Annotated in this window: 9 protein-coding genes, 1 tRNA gene and 1 pseudogene; 4 read left to right on the forward strand and 7 right to left on the reverse strand. The window is 60.8% G+C overall.

Annotation, left to right across the window (positions count from 1 at the left end; genetic code table 11):
• Positions 1-5 precede the first annotated feature (5 nt).
• The 6 genes from WAO69_RS18290 to WAO69_RS18315 form a co-directional block, all read right to left on the reverse strand.
• Entirely contained in the window at positions 6-2,009 is a 2,004-nt protein-coding gene (locus WAO69_RS18290; protein ID WP_422181824.1) for a hydantoinase/oxoprolinase N-terminal domain-containing protein, read from the reverse strand.
• Positions 2,010-2,058: 49 nt separating this feature from the next.
• Positions 2,059-3,102, reverse strand: coding sequence for a tRNA epoxyqueuosine(34) reductase QueG (gene queG / locus WAO69_RS18295; RefSeq protein ID WP_422181826.1), 1,044 nt, complete (start codon positions 3,100-3,102; stop codon positions 2,059-2,061).
• A 48-nt stretch (positions 3,103-3,150) separates the two neighbouring features.
• Positions 3,151-3,816: a glutathione S-transferase family protein gene (locus tag WAO69_RS18300; protein WP_422181846.1), complete on the reverse strand. Its 666-nt coding sequence runs from the start codon at positions 3,814-3,816 to the stop codon at positions 3,151-3,153.
• Positions 3,817-3,872: 56 nt separating this feature from the next.
• Positions 3,873-4,643 carry a monofunctional biosynthetic peptidoglycan transglycosylase gene (gene mtgA / locus WAO69_RS18305; RefSeq protein ID WP_422181828.1) on the reverse strand — a complete coding sequence of 257 codons (771 nt, stop codon included), beginning with the start codon at positions 4,641-4,643 and terminating at the stop codon, positions 3,873-3,875.
• Between the two features lie 94 nt (positions 4,644-4,737).
• Complete coding sequence (gltB, locus tag WAO69_RS18310) at positions 4,738-9,270, reverse strand: glutamate synthase large subunit (RefSeq protein WP_422181830.1); 4,533 nt, start codon at positions 9,268-9,270, stop codon at positions 4,738-4,740.
• Positions 9,271-9,509: 239 nt separating this feature from the next.
• Complete coding sequence (locus WAO69_RS18315; RefSeq protein ID WP_422181832.1) at positions 9,510-10,967, reverse strand: NAD(P)-dependent oxidoreductase; 1,458 nt, start codon at positions 10,965-10,967, stop codon at positions 9,510-9,512.
• 246 nt (positions 10,968-11,213) lie between these two features.
• Between WAO69_RS18315 and WAO69_RS18320 the strand changes: the two genes are divergently transcribed.
• The gene (locus tag WAO69_RS18320) at positions 11,214-12,017 is read left to right on the forward strand and encodes an undecaprenyl-diphosphate phosphatase (protein ID WP_422181834.1); all 804 of its coding nucleotides are present in this window, start codon (positions 11,214-11,216) and stop codon (positions 12,015-12,017) included.
• Here the strand turns inward: WAO69_RS18320 and WAO69_RS18325 are convergent, their stop codons facing one another.
• Positions 12,018-12,998: a complex I NDUFA9 subunit family protein gene (locus WAO69_RS18325; RefSeq protein WP_422181836.1), complete on the reverse strand. Its 981-nt coding sequence runs from the start codon at positions 12,996-12,998 to the stop codon at positions 12,018-12,020.
• 155 nt (positions 12,999-13,153) lie between these two features.
• On the opposite strand from WAO69_RS18325, the gene WAO69_RS18330 reads away from it, so the two are divergent.
• The 3 genes and pseudogenes from WAO69_RS18330 (at position 13,154) to WAO69_RS18340 (ending at position 13,990) form a co-directional block, all read left to right on the forward strand.
• Positions 13,154-13,465 carry a hypothetical protein gene (locus WAO69_RS18330; RefSeq protein ID WP_422181838.1) on the forward strand — a complete coding sequence of 104 codons (312 nt, stop codon included), beginning with the start codon at positions 13,154-13,156 and terminating at the stop codon, positions 13,463-13,465.
• Positions 13,466-13,486: 21 nt separating this feature from the next.
• Positions 13,487-13,861, forward strand: a pseudogene (locus WAO69_RS18335) (class I SAM-dependent methyltransferase); the annotation flags it as partial.
• 42 nt (positions 13,862-13,903) lie between these two features.
• Positions 13,904-13,990 (forward strand) — tRNA-Leu (locus WAO69_RS18340).
• Positions 13,991-14,315: the final 325 nt, after the last annotated feature.

Raw genomic sequence — 14,315 nt, forward strand, 5'->3', positions numbered from 1 at the left:
CGTAGTCAGCCCAAGGCGACCCTTGGACGCCCTGTCGCCTCGACCGTCAATTCTGCCTCGACGAAGACCACCCGTGCTTCGGTCTGCGCAGTCTTGATGTCGCGATAAACCCGCACTTCGATATCTTCCGCACCGGCAGCGCGCGCCTCTGTTGTGGTGGCATCGCGCAAAACAGTCTCTAACCGGGTCAAAGCGGCGGTCTGATCACCGAAATCCTCGGGCTGGTCCAGATGCACCCGAAACCGCCCTTCGGACGGGGCCGTTATGGTTCCGGACTTGCGCACCGTAACACGCCCCACGATGGCACCCACCGCATTGGCCACGCCGGCATGTTCCGGCAAGACCATCTCGCAGCCCAGCCGAGTTCCAACCGCTGGATAATAGGTCGGCGCTGATGCACCCAATCCCACGACCGGCACATTCAACGCCACATCCACCGCCAGCAGGCCCCGGTGGTTCTCAAGCCCTCGCCGGGTCAGGACGTGACGCGCAAGAACCTCGGGCGCGCCTTCAAAGTATGATGCTTCTTCGGCAAAAGCAGTCTCTAACAAGGCCAAAGCCGTCTGTTCCTGAAGTTGGGTGACAATGGTTCGCGCCAGATCTCCGGCGCTTTCGGACAGCCTGTCCCCGGTGCCGACCCGCTTGCGCGCCATCAGTTCTACCGCCATGCGCGCGGCCTCCTTGTCCCAGGCATCGACCAGCCCCAGAACGTGGCTGGCATCCGACGGCGTGACACCGGCCAGCTGCACCACACCGCGTCCGACCAGCTTGGTCAGCGCACCGTGATCCATGCGGGTGCGCAGAACCGCGTTCAGCGGCTGCACCCCATCGCCGATCCGCGCCACCAGCGCCTGTTCCCGCTCGGCCAGCCCGGCCTGAGACACGCCGGGCACCAGCCGCGCAAACCGCGCGTCCATTTCTCCAGGTGTAGCGCTGCGCAGCTGCACCTCCATGGCACCGCGCACCACGTCAGGGGCATCCATCGCCATAAGCGATACCGGCACCACCCGGCGCGGCCCCAGCCGAACGCCACCGGCCAGACCTTCGGTCTCGACATGGACCTGGCTGTCGCCGCCCAGACCCGTGGTGCGCATCGCAACCGCCTCGACCATGGTGCGAAACCCGCCGACGCGCGCGCCGTCCGGATCGATCGCGGGCCGCCCGTCGCGCAGCACGGCCACGTCGGTGGTCGTCCCGCCAATGTCCGAGACCAGACCATCCGTCACGCCCGTCAGCCAGCGCGCGCCCACGATAGAGGCCGCCGGACCGCTCAGAATCGTTTCGATCGGACGCATGCGCGCCTGTTGCGCGGACATCAGCGCCCCATCGCCACGCACGACCATCAGCCGCGCCTCGATCCCCGCCTCGGCCAGACTATCCCCTGCACGCGCGATCAGCCGGTCAATCATCCCGATCAGCCGCGCATTCAGCACCGCTGTCACCGCGCGTTTCGGCCCGTTCAACCGCGCAGAGAGCTGATGCGAGCAGGTCACGGGCGCACCGGTCTCCTGAGCGATAATCTCGGCCACCCGCAGCTCATGCCCCGGATTGCGCGTCCCGAACTGAGCCGCAACCGCCCAGCCGGAAACACCGTCCTTATGTGTCTCTAAAAAGGCCAAAAGCGCGGTTTCATCCAGTTTCTGCGCCTCGGATCCGCTGTGATCATGGCCCCCCGCCAGCACACAGACCGGATCGCCCTTCAATGCCTCGGCCACGCCATGCTTGACCAGATCCGCCTCGCGAAAGCCGATAAAGATCAGGCCCACACGCTCTCCCTGGCCTTCGACAAGGGCATTGGTCGCCAGCGTCGTGGACAAGGCCGCCATTCCGATCTCATGTCCGGCCACACCCGAAGCGGCAAGCACGGCGCGCACCGCCTCGCCAATCCCCACCGCCAGATCATGGCGCGTTGTCAGCGCCTTGGCGCTTGCCAGAACCTCGGTTTCATCCCGGATCAGAACGGCATCCGTATAGGTACCACCCGTATCAACGCCCAACAGCACGGCCATACCCTGCCCCCTTCTGCTCATTCATTGTCTGATCTAAAGCGCAATCGCGTCACGTCGCGTCTGTTTGCGTCAATCGCCGCACCGCCCAGCGCGCCGCATCCGCGACCGTTGCATCCGGATCATCACACAGCGCCTGCGCAACCGCTGACAAACCGACATCGCCGGAATTGCCGATCGCATACAGCACATTGCGCACAAAGCGATCCCGCCCGATCCGCTTGATGGGCGAGCCGGAAAACACTGCGCGAAAGGCACCGTCATCCAGACGCGTCAGATCGGCCAGGTTCGGAGCCTCCAGCTCGGCCCGCGCGCCATAGCGGATATCGCTTGCCTGAACGGCGAACTTGTTCCAGGGGCACACCGCAAGGCAATCGTCGCAGCCATAGATCCGGTTGCCCATCAAGACACGCAGATCCTCTTGCACCGGGCCGCGATGCTCGATCGTCAGGTAAGAAATGCACCTGCGCGCATCCAGCCGATAGGGTGCCGGAAACGCATCGGTCGGGCAGACATCCAGACAGGCGCGGCAGGACCCGCAATTGTCCACCTCCGGCGCATCCGGCTCCAACTCCAACGTGGTAAAAACAGAGCCTAAAAAGGCCCAATTGCCCCAATCCCGGCTGACCAGATTGGTATGTTTGCCCTGCCAGCCAAGCCCGGCGGCCTGTCCCAAAGCCTTTTCCGGAACCGGGGCCGTATCGACAAACACCTTCACCGCTCCGCCCGCCTCGTCAATCAGCCAGCGCGCCAAACGCTTGAGACGCTTCTTGACCAGATCATGATAATCGCGGTTCTGGGCATAGACGGAAATGACCCCGCGATCCCGCCAACCCAGGCGCTCCATCGGATCGCTCTCGGGGGTATAGCTTTCGGCAAGCATCAGGATCGACCGGGCCTCGGGCCACAGTGTCGCCGGATCGCCGCGCCATTCCACCCGGCGCTCCATCCAGTCCATCTGTCCGTGAAAGCCGCTTTCCAGGAAGGCACCCAGCCGCGCGGGCACCTCGGGCACAGCATCCGGCCGACAGATCCGCGCCGCGACAAACCCCTCCTCAAGGGCGCGTGCGATCAGACGATCCTTCAGACCGTTCATGGGTCTTTTGGGGTCAACCCACGCCCACGCACGCCCCGCAGAGCGCGATCAGAAATCAAGATCGGCATAATGCGCAGGCGGCGGAAATCCCGAGACCTGATCCGCCAGGATCGACCGGAATGCCGGGCGTGATTTGATCTTGGCATACCAGTCGCGCACAACCTGGCTCCGGTTCCAATCCACGTCCGAGATGTAATCCAGCGACGACAGATGCGCGGCTGCCGCGAAATCGGCCAGCGTCATGACATCCCCGGCCAGCCAGCGCCGGTGATCCAACAGCCAGGACATGTAATCAAGGTGATACTTGATCGCCTTGGCACCCGCCTTGACGTTCTTGCTGTCGGGATAACCTTCCTTGGTGACCTTCTTGTTCACCCGTTCGTACAACAGCTTCGAGGTCACCTCGCTGTGGAACTTGTCGTCAAACCACGTCACGATCCGGCGCACTTCGTATCGACCTTCGGCATCCTTGGGCATCAGGGGCGGCAAGGGGCGCGTCTCTTCGATGTATTCGCAAATCGCCGAGCTTTCGGCCAGCATCTTGCCGTCCAGCTTCAGAACCGGGACCTTTCCGGCCGGATTGCGGCGCAGGAAATCCGGATCCTTTTCCCAGTAACGCTCCTCGACAAGCTCGACCTCGACCTTCTTCTCGGCAAGGCTCAGGCGAACCTTGCGACAAAAGGGCGACAGAGGGACATGGAACAATCGGGCCATTTGGGTCATCGAACTGGGAACCTCCTGTCCTAAATTGCCCCGAGTAGCGGGAATGATCAATCCTCGAAACACGCAGCACGCCCATCTGCGCGGATGGTGGCTGCGCCGTCACGGATCGACTCGGCCCGCGTACGCAGCCATGCAGAGGGTTGCGAGGCCGACCGCGTCTTGGGTGACGGCAGCACCGCCGCCAGTCGCGCGGCCTGCACGTCGCTCAGGTTCTCGGGTCCGACTCCGAAGTAATGGCGCGCCGCGGCCTCTACCCCGAACACGCCCTCGTCGAACTCGGCCACGTTCAGATACACCTCGATCAGGCGCTGCTTGGACCAGATTGCCTCGACCGCCGGGGTGATCACCGCTTCTAGGGCCTTGCGGATCCAAGATCGGCCTTGCCAGAGAAAGACGTTCTTGACGACCTGCTGGCTGATCGTTGACCCGCCCCGCCCGGATCCATCCTCAAGGGCGGCACGGATCGCGGCCACGTCAAAACCCCAATGCATGCAGAAATTGGCATCCTCGGCGGCGACGACCGAACGTGCCATGACCGGAGCGATGGCCTCCAGCGGCACCCATTTCTGATCCACCTCGCCCAGCCTGCGGCCCTCGGACCACATGGTATGCGTGGTCGGCGGGTTGATCACGGCAAAGGTGATGATGACAAACAGCGTCCCGAGGATCGCGATCGTGGTGCCGCGCAGAAGAATGAACCCGATCCAACGAAACGGGCGAAACGGTCCACGCGGCAGCGCCCAGCGCGCAGATCTGGCCTTGCGCCGTTTCTGCGTCTTGCGTGTTCTGGATGTGGTTTTCGCCGCGCGTTTCGCCATGTCTCAGCTATAGGCGGCAGCGGTTCAAAGAAAAAGCCCTCAGCACAGCGCCAGCCCGGTCAAACCGGGTGACGCTGTGCATGGGGTCCAAGACTTACTCGGCCGGCACAGCCGCCTGTTCCACGCTCAACGGCGCGGGCAGATGCGCCAGCATTTCCTTTGGGCAGACCTGCAGGAAATTGGTCCGTTCCAGGTCCCAATGTTGCAGAATATCCGCTGCCTTCCGGCTGAGAGTCTCTTTGGCGTGGCGTTCCAGAAGGCCCTTCAGCTGATCTTCCCAATGATCCACGGTGACCGGGCAGGTCACCACGGTTTCCTTGTTCATCAGCATCTCGGCCTTGTTCTCGGGATCATACAGATAGGCCATGCCACCTGTCATACCGGCCCCAAAGTTCGCGCCGATATCGCCAAGGATCACGGCGACCCCGCCGGTCATGTATTCGCAGCCATTGGATCCACATCCTTCGACCACGACCTTGGCACCCGAGTTGCGCACCGCAAATCGTTCGCCGGCGCGGCCCGCAGCAAAGAGATACCCGTCGGTTGCACCGTAAAGAACGGTGTTGCCGATGATGGTGTTCTCATCCGCCTTGAGCGGGCTGGCCATCGGCGGACGCACGGTGATCATGCCACCCGACAGACCCTTGCCGACATAGTCATTGGCGTCGCCCGACACTTCCAGCTTGAGCCCCGGAGCGGCAAACGCACCCAGCGACTGCCCGGCAGAGCCTTGCAGCTTGACCGTCAGGTGATCGGGTTGCAGCGCGTTGCGCATCCCGAAGTTCTGCACGATGTGGCTGGAGGTGCGCGTGCCCACGGTGCGATGGGTGTTCTGCACCGCATAGGACAGCTGCATCTTTTCTCCGTCTTTCAGGAAACGCGCCGCATCCCGCACGATTTCCGCATCCAGCGTATCGGGCACCGGGTTGCGATCCCTGTTGCGGTCATAAACGATGTTATGAGCGCCATCGACGGTGATCAGCATCGGGTTGAGATCCAGATCGTCAAGATGCGCCGATCCCCGCGAGACCTGCGCCAGCAGATCCGCACGCCCGATCACGTCATCCAGGCTGCGCGCCCCGATGGATGCAAGGATCTCGCGCACTTCCGAGGCATAGAAGGTGATCAGGTTCACGACCTTGTCGGCATTGCCGGTGAACTTCTGACGCAGCGACTCGTCCTGGGTACACACGCCCACGGGGCAGGTGTTGGACTGGCACTGACGCACCATGATACAGCCCATCGCAATCAGAGCGGCGGTGCCGATGCCATATTCCTCGGCCCCCATCATCGCAGCCATGACGATATCGCGCCCGGTGCGCAGGCCGCCATCGGTGCGCAGCGTGATCCGGTCGCGCAGGTTGTTCATCGCCAGGACCTGATGCGCCTCGGTCAGACCCATCTCCCATGGCAGACCGGCATATTTGATCGACGTGGCCGGAGATGCGCCCGTGCCGCCATTGTGACCCGAGATCAGGATCACGTCGGCCTTGGCCTTGGCGACACCGGCCGCAATCGTGCCGACGCCGGAAGACGCCACCAGCTTGACCGTGACCTTGCAGCGCGGGTTGATCTGCTTGAGATCATAGATCAGCTGCGCCAGATCCTCGATCGAATAGATGTCGTGATGTGGCGGCGGTGAGATCAGCGTCACGCCTTTCGTGGAATGACGCAGACGCGCGATAAGGTCCGTGACCTTCATCCCGGGCAACTGGCCCCCCTCGCCGGGTTTGGCCCCTTGCGCGACCTTGATCTCAAGCTCTTCGCAATGGTTGAGGTATTCCGCCGTCACACCGAACCGGCCTGATGCGACCTGTTTGATCTTGGCCGACGGGTTGTCCCCATTGGGTTCCGGCACGAAATGCGCCGGATCTTCGCCGCCCTCGCCCGAATCCGACTTGGCTCCGATCCGGTTCATCGCCACGTTCAGCGTCTTGTGCGCCTCGGGGGACAGCGCCCCTAGGCTCATGCCCGGTGTCACGAACCGCTTGCGGATCGAGGTGATGCTTTCCACCTCTTCCAGGGGAACCGGTTTGCCCAGCGGCTTGATATCCAGCAGATCGCGCAGATGGATCGGCGGGTTCGAGCGCATCTTGGCCGAATACTGCTTCCAGATCTCATAGGAGGCGCGGTTGCAGGCTGTTTGCAGCAAATGCATCGACGTCGCTTCCCAGGCATGGGTCTCGCCGGATTTGCGCGCCTTGTAGAACCCGCCAATCGGCAGCACATCCAAACCCGAGGTCCAGCCCTTGGCGTGGATCGCCTCGGCCTTGCGCTGAATGCCCAGAACACCGATGCCCGATATCCGCGAGGTCATGCCGGGGAAAAACTCCGCGACCATTGCGCGGCTCAGACCCACAGCTTCAAAGTTCAGACCGCCGCGATAGGACGAGATCACCGAAATCCCCATCTTGGCCATGATCTTGAGCAGACCCTGATCAATCGCCTCGCGATACCGCGCCACGGCCTCGGTCAGCGTCCCGTCAAGCAGGCCGCGATCGATCCGGTCAGCCAGAGAATCCTCGGCCAAATAGGCGTTCACCACGGTCGCACCGCAACCGATCAACACCGCAAAATAATGCGGATCGATACATTCAGCCGAACGCACATTCAGCGAACAGAAGGTCCGCAGACCCTTGCGGATCAGATGGCTGTGCACCGCCGATGTGGCCAGGATCATCGGCATCGCCACGCGGTCGGGCCCGGAGTGATGATCGGTCAGCACGATATGTCCGGCACCCGAACGCACGGCATCCTCGGCCTCCGAGCGGATACGGGCCAGCCCGGCATTCAGTGCGCCGTCACCGGCTTCGAACGTACAGTCGATCTCGACCAGCGGAGAGACGAACGCGCGCACCAGTTCATCCCATTGCGCATTGCCCACGAACGGGCTTTCCAGAACGATGATCTCGGTTTGCGAGCTGTCTTCGTCCAGAACGTTCTTCAGGTTTCCGAACCGCGTTTTCAGGCTCATCACCCGATACTCGCGCAGACTGTCAATCGGCGGGTTCGTGACCTGGCTAAAGTTTTGCCGGAAGAAATGGCTCAAAGGCCGATACATCTGGGACAAGACAGCCGAAGGCGTATCGTCGCCCATCGAGGCCACCGCCTCCTTGGCATCCTCGGCCATGGGGGCAAGGATCTGCTCAAGCTCTTCGATTGTATAGCCGGCCGCGATCTGCCGCTTGCGCAGTTCAGCCCCGGTAAACACGGGCGTTTCGGTCACACCGGACAACGCCTCGTCCATGTCATTGATCTTGCCGACCCACTCGCTGAAAGGCTGCGCCGCCGCCAGTTTGTCCTTGATCTCGGTGTCGTGGAACAGCCCGCCGTTCACCATGTCAACGGCGATCATCTGCCCCGGGCCCAGCGCCCCTTTTTCGCGCACGACGGATTCGTCGATCGGAACCATGCCGGCCTCGGAACCCGCAATCAGCAGACCGTCACCCGTCACCACATAGCGCATCGGGCGCAACCCGTTGCGGTCAAGACCGGCACAGACCCAGCGCCCGTCGGTCATGGCCAGGGCGGCAGGGCCGTCCCAGGGTTCCATCACCGAGTTGCAATAGGAATACATATCGCGCCAGGCCTCCGGCAGTTCCACCGCCTGTTTCGACCAGCTTTCCGGCACCAGCATGGTTTTGGCCATCGGCGCATTGCGCCCGGCGCGCACCAGCACCTCGAACACCGCATCCAGGGCCGCGGAATCCGACGAGCCCTGCGGGATGATCGGTTTGATGTCTTCGGCCATATCGCCAAAGGTGCCGGATGCCATGCGGATCTCATGGCTTTTCATCCAGTTGGTGTTGCCCTTGAGCGTGTTGATCTCGCCGTTATGGGCCAGCATGCGGAACGGCTGGGCCAGCCACCATTGCGGGAAGGTGTTGGTGGAATAGCGCTGGTGATAGATCGCAAATGCGCTCTCGAACCGTTCATCCATCAGGTCGGGGTAAAACTCGCCCACCTGTTCGGCCAGCATCATGCCTTTGTAGATGATCGACCGGCACGAGAGCGATGCGATATACAGACCAGCCACGCCAGCGGCGGCCGCCGCCTTTTCGATGCGACGGCGAATGACATAAAGCTCGCGCTCGAATGTCTCTTCGTCCACGCCCTTGGCGTTGGAAATCAGGATCTGCTCGATTTCAGGGCGGGTCGCATTGGCCTTTTCACCCAGAACCGAGATGTTCACCGGCACATGGCGCCAGCCATAAATGTAATGCCCCATCCGCAGAACTTCGGTTTCCACGATGGTCCGGCATGTCTCTTGCGCGCCGAAATTCGTGCGCGGCAAAAAGACCTGACCCACAGCGATCAGCCGATCCTTTTTGGGAGAATGCCCGGTCCGTTCGATCTGGTCGTAAAAGAAGGACACCGGAATCTGCACATGGATGCCCGCGCCGTCGCCAGTCTTACCATCCGCATCAACAGCGCCCCGGTGCCAGATCGCCTTGAGCGCCTGCAGACCGTTTTCAACCACTTTCCGGCTCTTGCTGCCATCCAGAGAGACCGCAAGGCCCACACCACAGGAAGAATGCTCTTCCTCTTCGGCGTACATGCCGTTCTCGGCCATCCATTTGCGCTTGGCCTCTTCGGCAGCAACCCAGTTGGCATCATATGTGGTCATTGGATGTCTCCCTCGACATGGGTGTTATCGTCTTCGTATTCGGCCCGTGGCTTGCGGATGTGATTGCCGCGTCGCGCAGGCATCTGTGGGACAGAGAGCTACGGCCGGTCATGCGCGCTGATCCGGAAATAGGGTGCATAGGCTGACCTTTCCCCTGCGCGCCTGAACGCGCGCAGACACCGCGCGTATGCACAGGATGTGTACGGTTTGTGTACGCAGATCAGACCGGCGATTTCGCATCATTCAGCCGCAATCGCGCTGGTGACGCCCATGTCCGCCAGGATCGCTTCGGCGCAGTCGCGCCCATCGCGAATGGCCCAGACAACCAGCGATGCACCGCGCACGATATCACCGACGGCATAGACATTCGGCAGGGCCGTCTTGCCGGTGGTGAATTCCGCCTTGATCGTGCCCCAGCGCGTGACGCTCAGCGCAGGCTCACCAAACATTTCGGGCAGGTCTTCGGGCTCAAAGCCCAGCGCCTTGATCACCAGATCCGCGCCTTCGACATACTCCGATCCCTCGATCAGTTCGGGTGCCTGGCGGCCGGTGGCATCCGGTGCGCCCAGACGCATCTTCTGCACAATCACGCCAGTGACTTTGGCCCCGCCATCCGCGGCCTCGGCCAGCTCGGTCACAAAGCCGTTGGGCGCGCTCAGCCACTCGAAGACAACGCCTTCTTCCTCGGCATTCTGCACCTCGCGTTGAGAGCCGGGCATATTGGCGCGGTCCCGCCGATAGAGGCACTTGACGCTCTCGGCACCCTGGCGGATCGCGGTACGCACACAATCCATGGCGGTATCCCCGCCGCCAATGACCACAACGCGTTTGCCAGCCGCGTTCAGTCGGCCACTGTCAAAGTCGGGAACAACATCGCCAAAGCTCTTGCGGTTTGACGCCGTGAGGTAGTCGATCGCCTTTTCAACGCCCGCGGCTTCCGAGCCATGCAGGTCCAGATCGCGCGATTTATATACGCCTGTCGCGATGATCACCGCATCATGGTCACCACGAATCGTGGCGAAGATGCTGGCATCCACATGGCAATCCAGTTCGAACACGACGCCGCCCTGCTCCAGCTGATCCATGCGCCGCATGACGACGTCTTTTTCAAGCTTGAAGCCGGGGATTCCATAGGTCATCAGCCCACCACCACGGTCATAGCGGTCATACACCGTGACCTGCACTCCGGCCCTGCGCAGCAGTTCGGCCGCCGCCAGACCACCGGGACCAGCACCGATGATGCCAACGCTTTCGGTGCGCTCCTGCGCGGGGCGCACAGGCTGAACCCAGCCTTCTTCCCAAGCGGTATCCGTGATGTATTTCTCGACCGAGCCGATGGTCACCGTCCCGTGGCCCGATTGCTCGATCACGCAATTGCCTTCGCACAGGCGATCCTGCGGACAGATCCGGCCACAGATCTCGGGGAAGGTATTGGTGGCCTGAGACACTTCATAGGCCTCTTTCAGACGCCCTTCCGCGGTCAGACGCAGCCAATCCGGGATATTGTTGTGCAAGGGACAATGCGACTGGCAATAGGGCACACCGCACTGACTGCACCGCGCGGATTGCTCTTTCGCCTTGGCATCGGCGTATTCGGCGTAGATTTCATGAAAATCCTCCCGCCGAACATCAGCCTCACGCTTTTGGGGCATGTTGCGCTCGATCGTCACGAATTTCAGCATCGGTTGCTTGGCCACGGGTTGACTCCCCCTTGAAAGAATTCTCGCGCAAACACGCACCGCAGTCCCATAGAGGAACTCGGATCATAATAAAAGTCAGCTATGTTGACCTATATTCATTATTTCCACACGAAAGTCGAGGCGACGGTGCTGCGCTGCAGTAAATTTAGGTAACACACCGGACATAAATACTACCTTTCCTTTCGAAACCGGGCACTTATACCGGACGGACCACAAAGCAACCTCAGGCGATTCGACTTTCAGATGCCGTTGTTCCAGCTCATCCTCATCGCCATCATCCAGGGCGTGACCGAGTTCCTGCCCGTCTCGTCCTCCGGGCACCTCATCCTGCTGCCCGGTCTGACGGGTCTTGAGGATCAGGGTGCAGTCATTGATGTGGCCGTGCATCTGGGCACTTTGTTTGCCGTGATCCTGTTCTTCTGGGCGGATGTCCAAGTGGCGCTGGCGGGAACGCTGCGCCTGCTGCAAGGCAAGCTTGATACGCCGGGCGCGTTCCTTGCCCTGTGTCTGGCGATTGCGACAGTCCCGGTGGTGATTGTCGGGTTGATCCTGCATCTAACCGGTCTGAGCGATGCCATGCGGTCGATCACCGTGATTGGCTGGACCATGCTGATCTTTGGTCTCTTCCTTTACTGGGCCGACCAGACAGGCGCACAGGACCGCACCGCCGATCGCTGGTCCTTGCGTCACGCGGTAATCATGGGCCTCTGGCAAGCGGTCGCCCTTATCCCGGGAACCTCAAGATCGGGCATCACGATCAGCGCGGCCCGTCAGCTGGGTTATGCGCGAAGCGATGCTGCCAAGCTCGCCATGCTGATGTCAATCCCGACGATCCTGGCCTCGGGTGTGGTTCTGGGCATCGATGTTGCCAGCCGCGCAGATGCTGCCGCAGCACGGGACGGGGCCATTGCCGCCGGATTTGCCTTTGTGGCGGCCTTGCTGGCACTGGGCATCATGATGCGCCTTTTGCGCAGCGTCAGTTTTACGCCTTACGTGATCTATCGGGTGATCCTTGGGATCATCCTTCTGGCCATCGCCTATAGCTGATCAGGTCCGCAGGTTCTTTGCAGACTTCTTGATCTCGGCATACTGACCGGACGGGCGAAAACGCCAGAGATACTCGGGCAAGACAGCTTCCAGAGCAGTGGGATGAATTCCCAATGCCTCAAAACCCTTGGCACCGTCCGCCACGACATTGTCGCGCGCCAGATTGCGCACCTGATCCAGCGTCACCTGCGCCGGAATCAGGCCCAGAGACAGTTTGCTGACAATATCAGACACAAAGCCCATGACAGAGGCCGCCCAGAACGGAATGTTGACGATCGCCCGGCGACGGTGGATCACGACCAGCATCTCCTGCATCAACTCGCGGAAGGTGTTCACATCGGGTCCACCCAGCTCATAGATACCGCCCTCGGCCGCACCGGTAATCCCCATGACGGCCGCCTGTGCCACATCGTCGACATAGACCGGCTGAAACCGCGTTTCTGCACCCACAACAGGCAGTATGGGGCCCAGGCGAGACATTGCGGCAAACCGGTTGAAGAACTGATCTTCCGAGCCGAACACGATGGATGGGCGCAGGATCATGGCACCGGGCATGTATCTCAGCACACCCTCCTCGCCGGCAGCTTTGGTGCGTGAATAGACCGAATTCGATGCGGCATCCGCTCCGATGGCCGATATCTGCACCATCCGCGTGATTCCATGTTGGGCAGCAAGGCGCGCGATACGTTCGGGCGCTTCAGCCTGAACCGCGTCAAACGTGTTTCTGCCCGAAGGTGCAAGGATGCCGACGCAGTTGACCACCGCATCCGCGCCCTGCATCACCGAAGCCACCGAGGCATCGTCGCGAATATTGCAAAAGACCGGCTCAACCTGACCAACGACCCCATATGGTTTGACAAAGATTGCCTCATTGGGGCGTCGGACGGCCACACGCACACGCCAGCCTTCCTTGGCCATACGCCGCGCGATATACCGACCGACAAAGCCAGATCCACCGTAGATGGTCACCAGTCTAGACATGCCTCAGGCCCTCGCCGTCTTTTGGTTCGGTCATTGATCTATCTTTGGCGGACATGCGGAACAAGGCGCAAAAACGCCGCGATCAAACATCTGTTGCGCCGATTCGCGCTTTTTCGTAGCTTTGCAGAAACAAATCAAAAAATGAGCAGAACATTATGGCAGAACATGGCGATGTAACGCCGATTTCTCTACTTGTAGACGCGGCGCGCAAAGACAGTTTCGAGACCTATCGTGCGGAAATGGAGCAATCCATGCTCTTCACGTCCAAGCGACGCAACCGTGTATATGCCATTCAGCAAGCCATCGCCCGGGATCCCGGCGACGGACTCTATGTCGAGTTCGGCGTCGCCGCAGGCCATGGATGCCGCCTGTTCGGCAAGTTCCTTGCCCCCCATGGGCGTCACATGCACGGATTTGACAGCTTTGTAGGCCTTGAAGAAGACTGGACAGGCTATCACACAGGTTGAGCCGCCGGGGCGTTTTCACAACGCGGAGGACTGCCCACAGTGCCCGACAACGTCACCCTCGTGAAGGGCTGGTTGCAGGACACACTCGGTCCGTATCTGGAAGAAACCAAGGATGCGCCTTTCGCCTTCATCCATATGGATATGGATACCTACACGCCGACCCGCTATGCGCTGGAAGCCGTCAAGCCGCGCCTGCGCAAGGGGACTGTGATCCTGTTCGATGAACTCTTCGGGTATCCGGGTTGGCGTTACCATGAACACAAGGCACTGGAAGAAGTGCTGGACCGCTCGGAATACGACTTCCTCAGCTTCTCGAACGAGGCCGTCGCCATCGAAATCACGCGCACGCCCTCACCTGAACCGCACGCGGCCAACAAAGCCAAAAAATCCGTTTGACAGTGCGCGCTGCCAAGCTTAAACGCACGGATCACGACACCTGCCCAGGTGGCGGAATTGGTAGACGCGCTAGCTTCAGGTGCTAGTATTGGCAACGATGTGGAGGTTCGAGTCCTCTCCTGGGCACCAAATACTTCTCAAAGACCTTATTTATATAGCAGTTATGAGTGTCCTTCGAGAAGTTTCGTACCAAATTAACCCAAAGTTTCGTACCAAATTGGCGAGCATCAATGAAGTGCTTTCTACACTCTCGACCAAATGCCCAGCCCAACATGCTCAACTGTTTCTCATAAGCCCACTAGACCCTGCGTTTGCCCAGTGCACAGAACAACTAATGCCCATAATGTTGCTGTAGCTGTCGAAGCATCCTGTCGTTGTGAAATCTTGTCACCTAGCTAACAGGTTTTCACAAACGTGCATGCCCTCTCTTAGCCGTCTGCGTGGTGCTGTTGGG

This window comes from Aestuariivita sp., assembly GCF_049276915.1.
Taxonomy (GTDB): domain Bacteria; phylum Pseudomonadota; class Alphaproteobacteria; order Rhodobacterales; family Rhodobacteraceae; genus Aestuariivita.

Bases quoted from the DNA above. Each gene is read 5' to 3' on its own strand.
- WAO69_RS18325 (WP_422181836.1), bottom strand. From the start codon at position 12,998: ATGTCTAGACTGGTGACCATCTACGGTGGATCTGGCTTTGTCGGTCGG.
- queG (WP_422181826.1), bottom strand. From the start codon at position 3,102: ATGAACGGTCTGAAGGATCGTCTGATCGCACGCGCCCTTGAGGAGGGG.
- WAO69_RS18300 (WP_422181846.1), bottom strand. From the start codon at position 3,816: ATGGCCCGATTGTTCCATGTCCCTCTGTCGCCCTTTTGTCGCAAGGTT.
- gltB (WP_422181830.1), bottom strand. From the start codon at position 9,270: ATGACCACATATGATGCCAACTGGGTTGCTGCCGAAGAGGCCAAGCGC.
- WAO69_RS18330 (WP_422181838.1), top strand. From the start codon at position 13,154: ATGGCAGAACATGGCGATGTAACGCCGATTTCTCTACTTGTAGACGCG.
- WAO69_RS18290 (WP_422181824.1), bottom strand. From the start codon at position 2,009: ATGGCCGTGCTGTTGGGCGTTGATACGGGTGGTACCTATACGGATGCC.
- WAO69_RS18320 (WP_422181834.1), top strand. From the start codon at position 11,214: ATGCCGTTGTTCCAGCTCATCCTCATCGCCATCATCCAGGGCGTGACC.
- mtgA (WP_422181828.1), bottom strand. From the start codon at position 4,643: ATGGCGAAACGCGCGGCGAAAACCACATCCAGAACACGCAAGACGCAG.